A 16,019-nucleotide genomic window follows, 5' to 3' on the forward strand; every position below is an offset into this window, starting at 1 on the left:
TTTAGCTGTCATAACTTGCCCCGATTTATCGGGGTGGAATCCCTGCCTACCGGCAGGCAGGTCGCATGCTTAATAATTCTCCCTCTGTGTGTTGCCTGGGTCATGCTCGATTTCATCCTTTGATTGTTTTAAACGGCTGATTTAACATTGAATTTTCACTGAAGATAACACCTGCCAGGTGATATGGGCCTGGCAGGTGTATAAAAGGATCCGGTTTAGGATCCATAATTACGCTTGATCATCAGACCCTTTCAGGCACCTCAAAACCTTTTCTGTAATTGCGGGTAAGCATTTGGTCTGCTTCATCATCATTGACAAATGTTTCAGACTGAGGGTTGAATGTCAGGACGCGTTCCAGTTTATAGGCAATATTTCCCAAATGGGCCAGACCGGAAGAAAGGTGGGCGGTTTCAACAGGACCATTGAGGATGGTTTTGTCATGTTTTCTCACAGCTTCGATGAAATTGGCAAAATGTCCATCGGTACCCCCGGCACCCCTGTCCATTCCTGTTCCGGATTCTCCTCCATCGTCCCCTGATTTGCCTGGAGTCCTGTCCTGGCCCAGGAAGGATTTGTATTTATCGTAACCGTCTACCACAATGTATCCTTTGTCTCCATAGAAGATATTGCCTACTGTGGCTCCACCTTCTTCATTGGTGCACCAGGGCCTTACTTCAAATTGGATGATTTTATTCTCCTCGGGATAATTGTAAACCGAGGTGAGCACTTCCGGAACTTCCTTGGCATCATTCCAAAGGAATTTACCTCCCATGGAAGTGATTTTGGTAGGCAGACCCACGTCCAGTCCCCACATGCACAAATCCGTTTCGTGAATGCCTTGGTTGCCCACATCCCCATTGCCATAATCCCAGTGCCAGTGCCAGTTGTAATGCACCAGATTTCGGGAAAATGGCCGCTTGGGGGCTGGTCCGGTCCACATATCGTAATCTATGCCTTCCGGTACAGGTGCAAAACCCTGATCGCCGATACTGGGCCTCCATCTGAATACGATCCCACGGGCCATGTACACATTGCCGATATATCCATCCCGCATCAATTCGATGGCTTCCCTGACGGCTGGAGAACTGCGCAGTTGAACACCATGTTGCACAATGCGGTCGTACTTGTGAGCGGCCTCAACCATTTTGCGACCTTCCCAGATATTGTGGGAGCCGGGTTTTTCCACGTAAACATCTTTGCCGGCCTGACAGGCCCAGATGGTGGCCAATGCATGCCAGTGGTTTGGGGCAGCGATACTGATCACATCAATATCCGGGTCCTCAAAGGTCCGTCGCATGTCTTGCTCCAAAGCAACGTCTTTATTGTATTTTTCCTTGAAAGATTTCTGCCTTTCCTTAAGCAGGTTCATGTCCGGATCCACCAGGGTTGTAACCTGTACATTTTCCTGGTTCATCAGGCTTTGGATATGGTTTTTGCCTCTCCCGTTTACGCCTAATACTGCCGCATTGATGCGGTCATTGGCACCAAAAACACTTGAAGACACAATGGTAGGAGCGACGATGGCCGCTGATCCCGCTATGGCTGACTTTTTAATAAATGATCTTCTGGATGAATCATTATTCATAATATGCTGTATTTGAGTTTATAATTAAATATTACGTGTAAATTAAAAAATTCACCCGACTGCACATGCCTTCGGGTGAATTTTTTATATGATCGGCATTACTCTCCTATGGCCCGCATGGGATCTTCATTGGGTGCGCCCGCAGGCTGCACCACATGATTCAGGGGCTCAATGTTGTCTTCTGCACCATTATAACCCGTGGTTTGGTTTAAGGTAGCTTCTACGTTACCTACCAGGTAGGGCTGGTATACCGGCCAGAAAACATGGTGCGGATCCATGGTGTACTTCGTGGTGTTGTAGGTCGCCCATGGTACTTCGTCCCGGAAGAAATTGTTTTTCTCCATCATGCGGTCATAGTAAAAACTATTGGCCGAAAGGGATTCTTCAATGTCGTTTCCGGAGATCGAGTAGGTCTTGCCATTGTAGGCCATTTTGCCTGTTTTGGCTAGAATGACAGAGATTCTGACCAGCTCATCGTGCCGGTATTCTTCACCAAATAATTCCCTGTTTCGCTCATCAAGCACAGCACCTATGCCTTCAGTCTGCATATCGGCTATGGTATACATGTGGATGGCATTGGCGCGCTGACGAATGGTATTGATGTCCTCAGCTGCGCCTGCAAGGTTATCCTGCCAGAAGCGGGCTTCGGCCCTTACCAGATACGCTTCGGCAATACGCATGATATACATGTCCATTTTACCGCCATCCTGACGATCAGGGCGGTCTTCCTGATTTACTGAATAGAACTTGTACCTTGGATACCCGTACCAGCAACGGATGGTGTCCTGGCAGGTCAGGTTGCCGTTGTCATCATACAAGCGAAGCGGCTGCATGTAATAGGGGCTACCGTCTTCCTGGAGGGAGGGATTGTCATACAATATGTCCTCCATTTCAAACCAGTTCAGGTCCTTGTGTCGGTAGTCCTGCTCGTCCCATGTTCCCTTGAAATTCCAGATGTCATACTGAGAATAATTGGTTGGACGGGCAAAGCCCTGACTTCTACCCCATTTTTTCATCATCCGGCCCCGCTCATCAGAGGTAGACTGCTGTACATCGGTACCGATGCGGGTAGTTCCTGGTTCCCATACCCCCAGATTGGTACTGACAAAGTTAGGCCCCCATGCCCTAATCCTGGCGGATCTACCTTGTGTTCCTAAAATAAAGGGTTCATTGACCACCAACCAGATGCCCTCTGGATTAGAAGTTTTCTGTGCTCCCTGGTCCATGTGCAGGTAATTCACTGCATCAGCAGGAGCATAGCCAGACCTTCCTGGCAATGGGTTTCCGGTATTTGGATTATTGGTATTGGCTACTTCCACCTCGGTCACACCGGAAGGGATCATGTCATCTGTGAATAGCTGGGACTCCCCGCCATTGATCACATCGTCCATCAATTGCTCTGCATCGGCAAAGCGTTCGTTTAGCATGTAATATTTGGCCAATAGAATACGGACCGCATCTTTGGGAGCCTGCCCAATGGGTAATTGGCTTTTGGGTTTTACATGCTCTACTGCATACTCCAGATCCGTAATCATCTGGTCCCAGATCCCCTGCATATTAAATGCTTTGAAGTCCCTTCGGGCCTCCGATACCACATTTAAAGGGAAAGCCACATTGCCAAAATCCATGGTGAGTTGCATGTAGAAAAAGGCTCGCAGGAAATAGGCAGATCCCAGCAAGTGATTTCTCTCTGCATCGTTTACCCCATCCGGCCATTCTGGTAGATCGATATAGTCGATCACCGTGTTGGCCTTTTTGATGTGGTTGTAATTGTCCGCATAAAAGGAGCGTGCACGTCCGGCATCGTTGTTCCGTGAATTGGTGGGCGTGGCATAGGTGCGCAAATCCACAAAAGCATCAGGCTTATCCGTAGCAGAAACCACAGAGGCATCACTCATGTTGCTGTTGAACATCAACTCCCGGGTATCTCCGTTCCATTGTGACATTACACCCTGTAAAGCTGCATCTAATGCGGTTTGTAAACCTGCTGCATCCCGGTAGGTGTTTTCCGGGCTAAGGAAGGACAATGGTTTTTGGTCCAAAAATTCCTCTGAACAAGATACGGATGCCAGGAGGAGCAACGATAAGCCGATTTCTTTAAATATATGTGTGTTTTTCATCTTTAATTCGATTCTGGTTAACATTTAATTGTCTCTGTCCTGGACCTAGAAAGTGAAGTCCAAACTCAAAGAATATGTACGAGGCATTTCCCGTGCTGACTCCGGATCACCCAGACTTCTTTCCCAGGGAGTAAATACCGCCGCATTTTCGATGTTCAACGCCAGCCTCAGGCGGGTAGCATTCAACTTGTCCAGAATACTGGCTGGGAGGTTGTAACCAACACTAATATTCTGCAAGCGCAGGTAATCGCGGTTCAACCAGGCGTTGCCACCACCCAGGTTGATCGAGTTGATACGGGCAAAATTGTTTTGTCCGTTCAGCGGAGTCCAGTACGGAATGGTGTACCAGTTGTGGTTTTTGATATACTGCTGAGAATTATTGAAGGGCTCCTGTGTGCCTCCCTTCCAGCCCATCTTGGCCAGAAATACCAGACCAAAATCAAATCCTTTCCATTCAAAATCGTTTCTGAAGGTAATGTACCAGGGGTTTTGCCGAAGACCAAGGAATACCCTGTCATCTACATCAATATCTCCGTCTCCGTCTTGATCCACAAAACGGAAATCACCTGGAAATAGTCCATACTCTGCAGCTTCATCTGCTTCATCTGTTTGGTATACACCATCGAGTTCCCAGTCCCAAATGATGTCTTTGTTTTCTCCAATAAACCAACCGTTTTGCAGGTCATCGGGCTCTCTTTCGATCATATTGCCCTGAGAATCGGTCATCGGAATGGGCGCATTGCCCAGAGTAGTGATTTTATTTACCGCATAGGTTACATTGAAATTACTGGTCCAGGTGAAATCATTTCTGGTGATATTGATGGATCTGATACCCAGATCAAAACCTCTGTTTTGCAGATTTCCCACATTGGTTTTTACAGAGCCAAAACCGGTCAGGTCTGGTAATTTCTGATCCAGCAAAAGATCTCTGGTCTCGGATTGGTACATGTCGAGTGAACCGCTCACCCGGTCATTAAAGAAACCATAGTCGATACCAATGTTGAAGGAGGCGTTTCTTTCCCAGGACAGAAATGGATTGGCGATCCGGGTAATCTCTGTTCTCGGAGCAGGGAAATAGCCACCGTCGTAGTTGAGGTAAAGGCTATTGCTAAGCTGCGCATAGGCATTGTAATCTTCCAAACCACTACTGTTGCCATTCACTCCATAGCTCAATCGCAATTTCAGATAACTAAGTGCTGCACCTTCCGGCATGAAATCCTCATTGGAAATGGTCCAGGCTGCGGATACAGACGGGAAGTTACCCAATATGTTCTCTATTCCAAATCGGGAAAACCCATCTCTCCGTAGAGAGGCTGAAAAATTATACTTGTCACTGTAGGCATAGGTGACCCTGCCCAATAAACCTGTTCTCGAATTTACTTCGTCATAGGAAGACATGGTAGGATTCAAACCCAACTGTACCGCATGATATCCAAGGCCGGAAGTAGGCGAAAAGTTGTTGGTAATTGCCCTGGTTTCCCAAAACTGATTTTTTTCGGTATTGTACAGACCGGTGAAACTCAATCTGTGTTCTCCGAAACTCTTGTCCCAATTCAATATGGTGTTGGACTGCCACCTGAAGGAATCGTTGTACCTTCTTTCGGCCCGGTCTACCGCTCGCTGCGGATTGCCTTTCTCATCAAAATCAAACCTTTTCCTTACATCAAATCGTGGCGTATAATCTGTTCGTAAACTGAATCCATAAGGAAGAGTAACCTGGGCATATAGCGTTGGATTTACCATAAACCGGGTATGGCTTCGGGTGTTCCAGGAAGGATCCTGATAAGGATTGCTGATATTTGAACCCGCAGCCTGATCGTTTAGGTTTTCCCGTGTTCTTGGGGCTCCATTGGCCCAGGGTTGGTCATAGGGAGAATACACCCGGTAACCACCATTGTCAATAGCTTCCTGGCCTTCATTCTGAAAAGTGAATTGGGTGTTGGTACCAATACTTATAAATTCGCCCAAGTTTACATCCAGGTTTAAACGAGAAGTAATTGTTTCAAAGGTTTCACCCAATTGAACCGATTCCCTATCACTATATCCCAGTGAATAATAGTAGGAAACGCGTTCGTTTCTTCCGGAAACACTAAGGTCGTAATCTTGTCTGACTCCGGTGTGGAACAGAAAGTCCTGCCAGTCGTAAGTGACACCGTTTCTGTAGTTTTCCAATTCTATATCCCAGAAACCAAAATTATTTACCCTGGCCATTCGGATGGCTTCCGGATCTGTTTCACCGGGAATACCATTGGCTGCCAACCAATCGTCCTGGTACTGGGGATCAATGTCGTTATAGTCTCTGAAACGAGTCCAGGGTTCCGTGATGGAGTTTGTAATGGTTTCGTTCATGTCAGTTAACCAGTTCAGCACTTCATCTCCGCCTTTGTAGGTTTGCTGCCTTCTGGCACCAGTGACCAGTCCAACCCTGGAGCTAAAGGTGATTTGTGGCTTTCCGTATTGGCCTTTTTTCGTGGTGAAGATTACCACACCGTTGGTGGCTTGCGAACCGTATACGGCTGCTGCACTGGCATCCTTCAGCACATCCACACTTTCAATGGTGTTTGGATTGATCTCTGCCAGGTCACCCTGGAAAATTACCCCGTCCAATACAATCAAGGGTCGGTTTGCTGCCCTTTCTTCTTCTCTATCACCATCTCCGTCCAGGTCGGCTTTCATAGAGTTATCACCTCTTACGTTAAATTCAGGCACATTTCGTGCATTTGTCGCATAGCCCACACTCAAACCAGGAACAGTGGTTCGCAATATTTCCGAAACACTGGTCGGTTTGTATTTCATTACTTCCTCTGCCTGCACGTTGACGACGGCACCGGTCAGGTCCTTTTTCTTTTGAGTTCCATAACCCACAACCACTACTTCATCCAGTGCCTGGGCACTTTCTACCAGCTCCACGTCGATGGTGGATTGGTTGTTGACTGCAATGGTTTGACTCTCAAACCCTATAAAGGAGAATACAATGGAAGCACCATCAGGAACGGTGATGCTGTAATTTCCATCGATGTCCGTAGCGGTACCGATGGAAGTGCCCGGAACAGAAACGGTAGCTCCGGGAATAGGTTCACCATTACTATCGGTAACCGTACCACTGACAGTGACATCAAATGGTTCGTTTACGATTTCTCTATCCAAAGTAAGTTTGGATACCTTTGAAAGAAGGTTGCTTTCAAATCCACTCCTGTTTTTGTTCATGTAGCTGTCCCCGGCCAACAGGCTTTCGGAAAACAAACTAAACACAATTGCTGCTACTGCAAACTTAGAAGTTGCCGTCCAGCAAGAAGGTAATTTTCTTTTCATAATAAAATTTGGGTTTAATTAATTGGATAAGTAACTATCAAAGTTAGTTACAGACTTACCATCGTGTTACATAGGCTATTTTAGGTTTACGTCATGTGAATGTTTTAAGCCTTTTTTGGGTGATAATTGAGGTTATAAGCTTCCACTTTTTTTAGTTTGCGGAATCGATTGCACTATTGTATCAAAGCAAAATCGACTGCCGTTCTTAAATTAATATTACCTTTTGAATGGGGTATTTTTCTTTTAACATTTTTTTAGAGGTTTAATTATAGAAAAAAATGGCAAGCCAAAAAAATAATTCCGGTTATTTTTAAAAAATCTCCCTTTTATTTGAGCTGCTTAAAACATAATTTTTTATTAAAAACAATTATAGAATAATCATCTGTGCTAAAAACCAATAAACAACTATAGTTAAATTTGATGAACTTCGATTTGGTGTCTATTAAACAGACAGCCAGTACCTGTTTAGTGCTTAATTCCCACATATATGGTTTGCGGAAAAAATTATGTCTCTGATTTTTCCCAGACTATCCTATTGGATTTTTTATTTTGTGTTATCCGGTTCTGGTAGTTCCCAATGGTATTTTTGTTCTATTAAAGGAATGCCAAAAGTATCGGATTCCCTTTGTTCGGCAAGGTAAAAGCCTTCCTGTACATAAAGGTGGGCGGCAGCCTTTAAGTTTTCGGTGGTCCATAAATAAACTTTTTGGTAGAGATGCGCCCTGATGTGTTGCATGAAAAAATCGAAAAGCAGTTTTCCCAGGCCCCTTCCCCTGTAATCAGCTGTGGTGATAAAATACCGCAGTTGGGCTGTTTTGTTGCCCCTGTCGATCAGCGCGATGCAACCTTTGATGTGGCCGTTTGCTTTGGCGATCCAGATCTGGTCTTTTCCTTCCTGAAAGTGACAAACAAATTCAGCAAAGGTATGGGCAACGTATTGCTCAAATCCCAAACCGAATCCGAAGTTGGCATGGTACAGCCTCCCGTGGAGTTCAATGATAGCACCAATATCTCCGGGTTCAAAATGATTGTTGATATGTATCTCCGGAAAGGAAGGGTTTTTCAGGGAAAGCATGGACTCGGGACTTTTTTCAAAAACGTATGTGCATTGGCATTTACCGGTTTAAATATAAAAAAGAAGCACTGAATTTTTTAATTGATCAGGCAAAAGTTGGTAGGAAATGGGGTAATCTGGCTGTATTTTTTGCGACTACGCCGAATATCATTTAACTTGAACAATGAATGAATGACTAAACGGCAAATCCTTTTAATCAGCATTAACCCATAAAACATAAAATACGCACATGAGTCAGATAGACATCAATTTTCAGGATGCTCAAAAGGCATTTTTGACATTAAAAACTTTGGATAAGAATAAAATCGCCGGTTTCCTGGAGGAAATGGCCAAACAAATAGAGGCAATAAGGGATGATTTAATACCATCTGCCTCCAGAGAATCCCATCTCCCGGAGGGAAGAATTACCGGTGAATTAGGCAGGACCCTGGGGCAGATCAGGCTTTTTGCTCAATTGGTGGATGAAGGAAGCTGGGTAGAAGCCACCATCGATCATCCGGACCCTGATAGAAAACCTGCTCCCAAGCCGGATATCAGGAGAATGCTAAAAGCCCTGGGTACGGTAGTTGTGTTTGGGGCAAGCAATTTTCCACTTGCGTTTTCTACTGCCGGAGGGGATACCGTTTCCGCCCTTGCTGCGGGATGCCCTGTCATTTACAAAGCCCATCCTGCTCATCCGGAAACTTCCCGAATGGTGGCTGAAGCGATTAAAAATGCCGTTAGAATCAGCGGTTTGCCGAAGGGGACTTTTCAACATGTAGAAGGAGGAATTGATACAGGGCAGGAAATGGTTGCGCATCCTTTGGCCAAAGCTGTGGCATTTACGGGATCATTCAGAGGGGGGAAGGCACTCTTCGATACTTGTAATGCAAGAGAAAACCCAATTCCGGTATTTGCTGAAATGGGAAGTGTCAATCCCATATTTGTGCTGGAAGGGTACCTTTCAAAGCAAATTGAGTCAGCTGCTGCTGCCTACGCTTCCTCACTGAGTCTGGGTGTGGGGCAATTTTGCACCAATCCCGGTCTTATTTTTATTCCCAAATCTCATGAAGAGGCTTTTTCTGCTGCGGTGGTGGACAGCTTAAAGGAGGTAGCAGGAGCACCCATGCTGCACGAAGGAATCTGTCACACCTATTATCAGGCGCTGGAAGCACTTTCCCAATCCAAAAAACTGACATGGTTACTGGATTCAGAGGAGACAGATGTGCTTACCGGAAATGTGGCCCTGGCAAAAGTCAAAGCATCAGATTGGCTGAGTGATGAAGCTTTTCAGGAAGAAGTCTTTGGACCCTTCGGCATCATAGTGGTTTATGAGCAGGAAGACCAACTGCAGGCCCTGGTGGAAAATTTGAAGGGACAACTTACCTGTACGATTTGGGCGGAGGAAGAAGAATTGAAAAACAGGACTGCATTGCTCCATCTTTTGGAGGAAAAGTGCGGTCGACTGCTATTCAAAGGAGTGCCTACTGGGGTAGAGGTTGGCCATGCCATGCAGCATGGGGGGCCGTTTCCCGCTACTACGGACAGCAGAAGTACTTCTGTGGGAACCTATGCCATCAAACGATTTGCCAGACCGGTGGCCTATCAGGATATGCCGGAGAGTATCTGGCCCGATGCTTTAAAAGAAGGCAATCCCATGGGAATACTCCGGAAGGTGGATGGAGCATGGGTAAGTTACTGATCGGATTGGAGGTAAAAAAAGAGAAAATCAAACACCATTAAGAAAGGAAGCGGGATAAAGAAAGTTTATCCCGCTTTTTTATTTACAGGAATACGATGTCTTCTACCACATCTTTACCATATTTTTCGGCAATCAATGACATGATTTTAGATTTGTTCATGATCATTTCCTTTTTAAGGGGTCCTGAACTGATTTTAGCATACAGGACTTTCTTTCTGATAGATAGACTTTGGGTCCGGGAGGCCACGGTTTTGCCCATGAGTGCTCCCCACTCTTGAATGACCGTTTTCTCCGAATACGTATCCTTGAGCTTATAAGCTTCCAAAAGCTCTTCAAAAACCTCTTTTAACGGGGAGGTATTGCTTGTTCTTTGGGTGCCAGTCGGATATTTTTTCATCATATAAAGGTAGCATGATTCATTAGATAAATAATTTTGAAGCCAGGTAATCTGCCAAAAGTTTCCCTTTTCTGCTTAAGCTGACGGATTGATTTTCAACAAGAATCAAGCCCTGCCTTTGCATGTCGGAGAGGGTGTTTTCTCGTTCTTTGAATAGATTCCATCCAAATTTATTCACTAAATAGGCGTTATCGATTCCCCAGATTGTCCGCATGGAAGTGAGCAGGTACTCATTGATCTGTTCGTCTGCTGATAACGTCTCCTTCTGGTATGGAAGTTGGTTTTCTTTGAGTTTCCGGATATAGACCATGTTATTCGAAACATTGTATCCCCTGTGATTTCCGTCAAATGAATGGGCACCCGGACCAATGCCCAAATAGGGGATACCTTTCCAGTAATTGCTGTTGTGCATTGAAAAAGCATTGTTTCGGGCGAAATTGGAGATTTCATACTGCAGGTAACCAGCTTTTTCCAGCTTACCTTGAAGTATTTCGAATTGTTCGGCCTGAAAATCTTCTGAGGCTGCTTTAAATTTTCCTTTTTTTTCCCAAACTCCCAATGCTGTTTGTGGCTCTATGGTCAGGCAGTAGGAGCTGATATGGTTGGGAGCCAGTGCCAGGGTTTGGGACAGGTCATTTTGCCAAATGCTGTGGTCGGTATGGGGAAAGCCATATATCAGGTCCATGGATAAAGATTGGAAGCCGGCTTTTCGTGCCTTGTCTATGGCCAGCAGTGATTCTTTCGCATTATGGGATCTGTTATAGAATTTTAAAACATCATCGTTAAAACTTTGTATGCCGATACTTAACCGATCAACGCCAAGCGCTAGCCATGCATCTAATTTTTCATCAGTTAAATCATCGGGGTTGGCCTCTAAACTGGTTTCCTGAAGCTCGCAATCAAAATGCGTTTGAATGCTGTCGTAAATTTTTGCGATTTGCTCAGCAGGCAGCAGAGAGGGGGTTCCCCCACCGAAATAGATGGTGTGAATGGGTCCGCTTTCGGATAAATAATGCTTTCTCAGTTCCAGCTCACGGCAGATCATGCTGACCATTTCTGATGCATGGCTTCTGTTTGTACTGAAATGAAAATCGCAATAATGACAGGCCTGCAAGCAAAAAGGAATGTGTATGTAAATACCTGCCATAACAAAGATTTGGAAGTTGAAAATCGGGATGCTTTACCAGTGCAAATCTAAAGATTATTGATCAGGCATTTTAGGATTTGGCGATAATTGAGTTAATTTTGGATCCAAATGATCGATCATTCCCAAAACCCGTAGAAAATGATGTTGTCCAAATCAGTACTGCCAATTTTGATGGTGTTTTTACTTTTGTCACACCTTACTTTGGCCCAAATGGATATTAAAAAAAGTTTGGTTCAAAAGAATGCCGTCTTGGAAAAGGTAGGAGAAGGGTATGGCTTTACTGAAGGTCCTGCAGTGGACAGGGAGGGAAACGTTTTTTTTACCGATCAACCCAACAACAAAATCTACAGGTGGAAATTTTCAACAGGAGAGATCACTGTTTTTTCGGAGGATGCAGGAAGGTCAAACGGACTGTATTTCAACCGGGACGGGGATTTGATCGCATGTGCAGACCTGGAAAATGAGTTGTGGTCTTTTGATAAAGAGGGTAATCCAGAGGTGCTTATTGAAAACTTTAAAGGGAAAAAACTGAATGGTCCAAACGATTTATGGATCAATCCCAGGGGTGGAATTTACCTGACAGACCCTTTGTACAAAAGGGATTATTGGGAGAGAGATCCTGAAATGCAGCAGGACGGGGAGCATTTGTACTACCTGAGTAATGATGGATTACAATTTTTCAGGGTGGACGATAATCTGGTAAAACCCAATGGATTGGTCGGCACACCGGATGGGAAAAACCTCTATGTAGCCGATATAGGAGCTGATAAAACGTACATATATGACATTGAGGAAGATGGATACCTGACCAACAGGCGTTTATTTGTGGAAATGGGTTCAGATGGCATGACCCTGGATAACAGGGGGAATGTGTATCTGACAGGTGATGGGGTGACCATATTTAATAGTAAAGGAGATAAGATAGGGCATATTCCTGTAGAAGAAAAGTGGACTGCAAATGTATGTTTTGGTGCTGGAGACAGAAAAACCTTGTTCATAACGGCCATGGGTTCCGTGTATACCTTTCCAATGAAAGTAAGGGGTGTTTGGTAAGCTGGTATAAATCAATTTTTGTTTTACAGTTTTTTTTTATTTGCTGCTATTGCTTTGCGCAAGAACGGGATTATGTATTGACCGTGGAATTGTCCCGGGGCAAAGCAGAAAGTGAAATATTGGAATTTAATTTTTCGGATAGCCTGGCCATTCAAAGCTTTTCCGCAAACGTGATTGATTCGCTGCAGCGGGAGGGATATTTAAACATGGAAAGCAAACTTTTATTCATTTCAGAAAAAAAAGTACTTCTGCGTCTGAATAGCGGCAAACAGTATAAATGGATTCAACTAAGAAACGGAAACCTGGAACCCTGGATATCGGCTTCAATCAATGCCGGAGCCTATATCGGAAAAGACAGCCCTTTTCAGTTTCAAAGGGTTCAACAATTGATGGAAGAGATCCTGGAAACAGGACAGAATAAGGGGTTCCCTTTTATATCAGTTAAATTAGACAGTATCAATATCGAAAACGGGCAGGTTTCGGCGGCCCTGTTTATGGATAAAGGACCCCTGATCCGTTTTGATACCTTACAAATCACAGGGAATTCAAAATCCCAACCACTTTATCTGGCCAGAAAAACCGGCATTTTGCCCGGTGAGCCTTTTTCCCAAAAAAAAGTAAATCAGGTTATGGATTTGCTCAAAAATAATGTGCCTTATGTTAGCCTGGCCGGAAGTCCGGAATTGTCCTTTCAAAACGAGCAGGCCACCGTATATTTGCCGGTAAATGACCAGAGAATGAATGCAATTGATGGGATCATAGGCCTGCTACCCAATGAAATTGAAGCCAGCAAGTGGTTGGTCACCGGACAATTTGACTTGCAGCTATATAATGTATCCGGGAAGGGAAGGGATTACCTGCTTAATTGGCAAAGGTTAACCCAATACTCCCAAAACCTCCGACTGGAGGCCCGGGAACCTTATATTCTCGGTTCCCGGCTAGACATCAGTGGCGCTTTTTCATTTTTGAAAGAGGATACCACCTTTTTAAACCGGGATTTTACTTTTAAGGTGGGTTACCAAATGGCAGCACATACCTACATTGATTTTTTCGGGAAGTGGCAGGCAGGCGACTTGTTGAGTGTGAGCAGGTATGAAAATGCTACTGAGTTGCCTGAAGTGGCAGATTTCAGGTACAACAATTACGGAGCTGTTTTGCATTACACCAATGTGGATGACCTGATCGTACCGAAATCCGGGTGGAGAAGCAATTTAACTTTTGGGATTGGCAATAAAATCATTAAAGAAAATACGGGGATTTCGGCAGACTTGTATTCGGGGATCGAAAAAAACTCACTTCAATACTATATTCAGGGTAAGGTTGATTATTTTCTGAAATGGAAGCAGTATTTCAGCTCCCGCTTGTCCTTAGGTGCGGGGGAATTAAACAATTCCAATTTATTGCTCAATGATTTGTTCAGATTGGGAGGCCTGCAAACCATCAGGGGCTTCAATGAAAATTTCTTCTTCACCAATCGATATGTTTATTTGAACGTAGAACCCCGGTATTACTTCGGAAACTATTCGTATTTTCTTTTGTTTATGGACTTTGGCATGTTGGAGGAGCAGGTAAGCCGGCAGGCAAGAGATTGGCCGTTTTCTTTTGGTGGAGGATTAAGTTTGGAAACAGCCGGAGGTATTTTTAATTTCGTCTATGCTTTGGGAAAGGCCGCCAACCAGCCTCTGGGTTTTAATTATTCGAGAATTCATTTTGGTTTTACGGGACGTTTTTAATGAAAAAGGAACACAGGTTTTTTTTGATTGTGGCTAGCACCCTTTGGATGCTGGCTTTCCCGAAACAAGCTATTTCGCAGGTTTTGTCCAATTACGATCCTGAAATAAAGCTTTCTTCGGAAAAGGGTGTGTTTACCCCAAATGATGCGGTATATGTTTGGGTAGATACCCGACAATTTTCAACAGCGGAATGGAGGATCAGGCTTCCTGAAGGTGCAGCATTATTTATTGAAGAAGAATTATGGCAGGTAGTTACCAATGACACCCTGCTGTTTATTTCAAATCAGGAATTGGAATCGAGGATTGGGAAAGTTGGTGAGCTAAAAATTTCCGCGTTTAAGAAGGGGATTGATCCAAAGGATTTTTCAGTTAGGAAAGGTTTTTTTGATGCGGATTCCAGCCCAGGCCAAGTCCAGGACCAATCGGCAGACAATAAAAGAAGCAGGGATAGGTTCAAAGATTTCTTTTTTACCATTGTATTGGCTATTTTATTTTTTCTTGCCTTGTTCAGGGTGCTTTTTCCATCTATTTTCGGGCTTTTCTGGAATCCAATTGCCATATTTTCTTTTGAAGACCTGTGGGAATCTGTTAGTTTTTCTAAAATTTACTCGGCAGAGCTGTTATTTTATTTGATTTTGATCAATATGGGCATGGCACTGATGGGGATTTTGGGCTTACATGTCTTTGGCATTGATTTTTTTGGGTTATCTCTGGAAAATGATATTGAAATGATGGTTTTCGTTTGGTTGGCATTTACGCTTTCATTAACCGGGATTACCTTTCTGAAATTTATTTGGTTGGGCATCAATACGTATATATTTGAACTGGAAAAAATAGCTCTTCCCCACTTTTTTTATTTGCTAAAAGTCAGCGGTTTTGGGTTATTGGTTTTGATTGGGCTTACAGTGGTGGTGTATTCTAACAATTTGCTGTCTGGAAGTACGTATGTCTGGTGGCTGTTCATTTCCTTTCTTACGGTATATTCTCTGGGTATTATAGGCTTATCCATATGGTTGTACAAAAAAAATGGTTTTAATAATTATCATTTATTTTCATACCTTTGCACCTCTGAATTGATCCCCTTTTTGGTGATTTGTAAATTTCTCCTAGGGTAAAGGAAAAAAAAATAAAATGACGCAATCAACAAAAGACAGATTAAACCGGGTTAGAAGCATTTTGGTATCTCAGCCAAAACCTTCCGACGAGCGGTCTCCATACTTTCAGTTGGCTGAAAAGTACAAGATTAAAATTGACTTCAGACCATTCATTCAGGTGGAGCCAGTGTCCATTAAAGATTTTAGAAAACAAAAGATTGAAATTTTAAAACATACTGCGGTAATTTTTACCAGCAGAAATGCAATAGACCACTTTTTTGGTATTTGTCAAGAGTTGAAAGTTGAGATGCCTGCTGACATGAAGTACTTTTGTATTTCGGAACAAACAGCACATTATCTTCAAAAATATATTGTTATCCGGAAAAGAAAGTTGTTTGTGGGGAACCGCACTGCGGCAGATCTTTTTGATTTCTTTAAGAAACATAAATCTGAAAAATATTTATTTCCCTGTTCGGATATCAGGAAGGAAGATATTCCCAATTATTTAAATGAGAACAACATTGCCTTTACAGAGGCTATCATTTATCATACAGTAGCTGCGGACCTGTCCGATTTGAAAGACATCAAATATGATATTTTGGCGTTTTACAGTCCCTCCGGCATTAAGTCCCTTTTTAGCAATTTCCCTGATTTCGAGCAAGGAAAGACGAGAATCGCTGCTTTCGGTCCCACTACCTCACAAGCCGTAAAAGAAGAAGGCTTGATTTTGGATATTGAGGCACCCCTTCCAAATGCACCAAGTATGACGGGAGCTTTGGAACTTTACATAAAAAAAGCAAATAAAATCTGATATCTTTTAAT

General features: G+C 43.8%; 11 protein-coding genes. 5 read left to right on the forward strand and 6 right to left on the reverse strand.

Annotated features, from left to right (window positions below; genetic code table 11):
- Positions 1-241 precede the first annotated feature (241 nt).
- The 4 genes from G9Q97_RS00095 to G9Q97_RS00110 form a co-directional block, all read right to left on the reverse strand.
- Positions 242-1,585, reverse strand: a complete 1,344-nt coding sequence (locus tag G9Q97_RS00095; protein ID WP_166141942.1) for a Gfo/Idh/MocA family protein — start codon at positions 1,583-1,585, stop codon at positions 242-244.
- 98 nt (positions 1,586-1,683) lie between these two features.
- A complete protein-coding gene (locus G9Q97_RS00100) occupies positions 1,684-3,705 on the reverse strand; it encodes a RagB/SusD family nutrient uptake outer membrane protein (RefSeq protein ID WP_166141944.1) in 2,022 nt (673 codons plus the stop codon).
- 45 nt (positions 3,706-3,750) lie between these two features.
- Positions 3,751-7,017 carry a SusC/RagA family TonB-linked outer membrane protein gene (locus tag G9Q97_RS00105; protein ID WP_166141945.1) on the reverse strand — a complete coding sequence of 1,089 codons (3,267 nt, stop codon included), beginning with the start codon at positions 7,015-7,017 and terminating at the stop codon, positions 3,751-3,753.
- 544 nt (positions 7,018-7,561) lie between these two features.
- Positions 7,562-8,092, reverse strand: a complete 531-nt coding sequence (locus G9Q97_RS00110; protein ID WP_166141947.1) for a GNAT family N-acetyltransferase — start codon at positions 8,090-8,092, stop codon at positions 7,562-7,564.
- A gap of 229 nt (positions 8,093-8,321) precedes the next feature.
- Between G9Q97_RS00110 and G9Q97_RS00115 the strand changes: the two genes are divergently transcribed.
- On the forward strand, positions 8,322-9,773 hold the full coding sequence (locus G9Q97_RS00115; RefSeq protein ID WP_166141948.1) for an aldehyde dehydrogenase (NADP(+)): 1,452 nt from the start codon (positions 8,322-8,324) through the stop codon (positions 9,771-9,773).
- An 82-nt stretch (positions 9,774-9,855) separates the two neighbouring features.
- Here the strand turns inward: G9Q97_RS00115 and G9Q97_RS00120 are convergent, their stop codons facing one another.
- Together G9Q97_RS00120 and hemW are read right to left on the reverse strand one after the other, a co-directional pair.
- Entirely contained in the window at positions 9,856-10,173 is a 318-nt protein-coding gene (locus tag G9Q97_RS00120; protein WP_317168710.1) for a DUF721 domain-containing protein, read from the reverse strand.
- Between the two features lie 19 nt (positions 10,174-10,192).
- Positions 10,193-11,317 (reverse strand): radical SAM family heme chaperone HemW, encoded by a 1,125-nt coding sequence (hemW, locus tag G9Q97_RS00125; protein ID WP_166141950.1) that lies wholly within the window; start codon positions 11,315-11,317, stop codon positions 10,193-10,195.
- 141 nt (positions 11,318-11,458) lie between these two features.
- Between hemW and G9Q97_RS00130 the strand changes: the two genes are divergently transcribed.
- The 4 genes from G9Q97_RS00130 to G9Q97_RS00145 all read left to right on the forward strand — a co-directional run bounded on the left by G9Q97_RS00130 (position 11,459) and on the right by G9Q97_RS00145 (position 16,008).
- Positions 11,459-12,370, forward strand: coding sequence for an SMP-30/gluconolactonase/LRE family protein (locus G9Q97_RS00130; protein ID WP_394352957.1), 912 nt, complete (start codon positions 11,459-11,461; stop codon positions 12,368-12,370).
- Between the two features lie 83 nt (positions 12,371-12,453).
- The gene (locus G9Q97_RS00135) at positions 12,454-14,103 is read left to right on the forward strand and encodes a BamA/TamA family outer membrane protein (protein ID WP_317168714.1); all 1,650 of its coding nucleotides are present in this window, start codon (positions 12,454-12,456) and stop codon (positions 14,101-14,103) included.
- Entirely contained in the window at positions 14,103-15,218 is a 1,116-nt protein-coding gene (locus G9Q97_RS00140) for a DUF4271 domain-containing protein (protein WP_166141952.1), read from the forward strand. Before G9Q97_RS00135 ends, G9Q97_RS00140 begins: the two co-directional genes overlap by 1 nt.
- 16 nt (positions 15,219-15,234) lie before the next feature.
- On the forward strand, positions 15,235-16,008 hold the full coding sequence (locus tag G9Q97_RS00145) for a uroporphyrinogen-III synthase (RefSeq protein ID WP_166141954.1): 774 nt from the start codon (positions 15,235-15,237) through the stop codon (positions 16,006-16,008).
- The last annotated feature ends 11 nt before the right edge of the window (positions 16,009-16,019 follow it).

It is taken from the genome of Cyclobacterium plantarum, from assembly GCF_011290685.1.
In the GTDB taxonomy this organism is placed as follows: domain Bacteria; phylum Bacteroidota; class Bacteroidia; order Cytophagales; family Cyclobacteriaceae; genus Cyclobacterium; species Cyclobacterium plantarum.

Bases quoted from the DNA above. Each gene is read 5' to 3' on its own strand.
- G9Q97_RS00095 (WP_166141942.1), bottom strand. From the start codon at position 1,585: ATGAATAATGATTCATCCAGAAGATCATTTATTAAAAAGTCAGCCATA.
- G9Q97_RS00100 (WP_166141944.1), bottom strand. From the start codon at position 3,705: ATGAAAAACACACATATATTTAAAGAAATCGGCTTATCGTTGCTCCTC.
- G9Q97_RS00105 (WP_166141945.1), bottom strand. From the start codon at position 7,017: ATGAAAAGAAAATTACCTTCTTGCTGGACGGCAACTTCTAAGTTTGCA.
- G9Q97_RS00110 (WP_166141947.1), bottom strand. From the start codon at position 8,092: ATGCTTTCCCTGAAAAACCCTTCCTTTCCGGAGATACATATCAACAAT.
- G9Q97_RS00115 (WP_166141948.1), top strand. From the start codon at position 8,322: ATGAGTCAGATAGACATCAATTTTCAGGATGCTCAAAAGGCATTTTTG.
- G9Q97_RS00120 (WP_317168710.1), bottom strand. From the start codon at position 10,173: ATGATGAAAAAATATCCGACTGGCACCCAAAGAACAAGCAATACCTCC.
- hemW (WP_166141950.1), bottom strand. From the start codon at position 11,317: ATGGCAGGTATTTACATACACATTCCTTTTTGCTTGCAGGCCTGTCAT.
- G9Q97_RS00130 (WP_394352957.1), top strand. From the start codon at position 11,459: ATGTTGTCCAAATCAGTACTGCCAATTTTGATGGTGTTTTTACTTTTG.
- G9Q97_RS00140 (WP_166141952.1), top strand. From the start codon at position 14,103: ATGAAAAAGGAACACAGGTTTTTTTTGATTGTGGCTAGCACCCTTTGG.
- G9Q97_RS00145 (WP_166141954.1), top strand. From the start codon at position 15,235: ATGACGCAATCAACAAAAGACAGATTAAACCGGGTTAGAAGCATTTTG.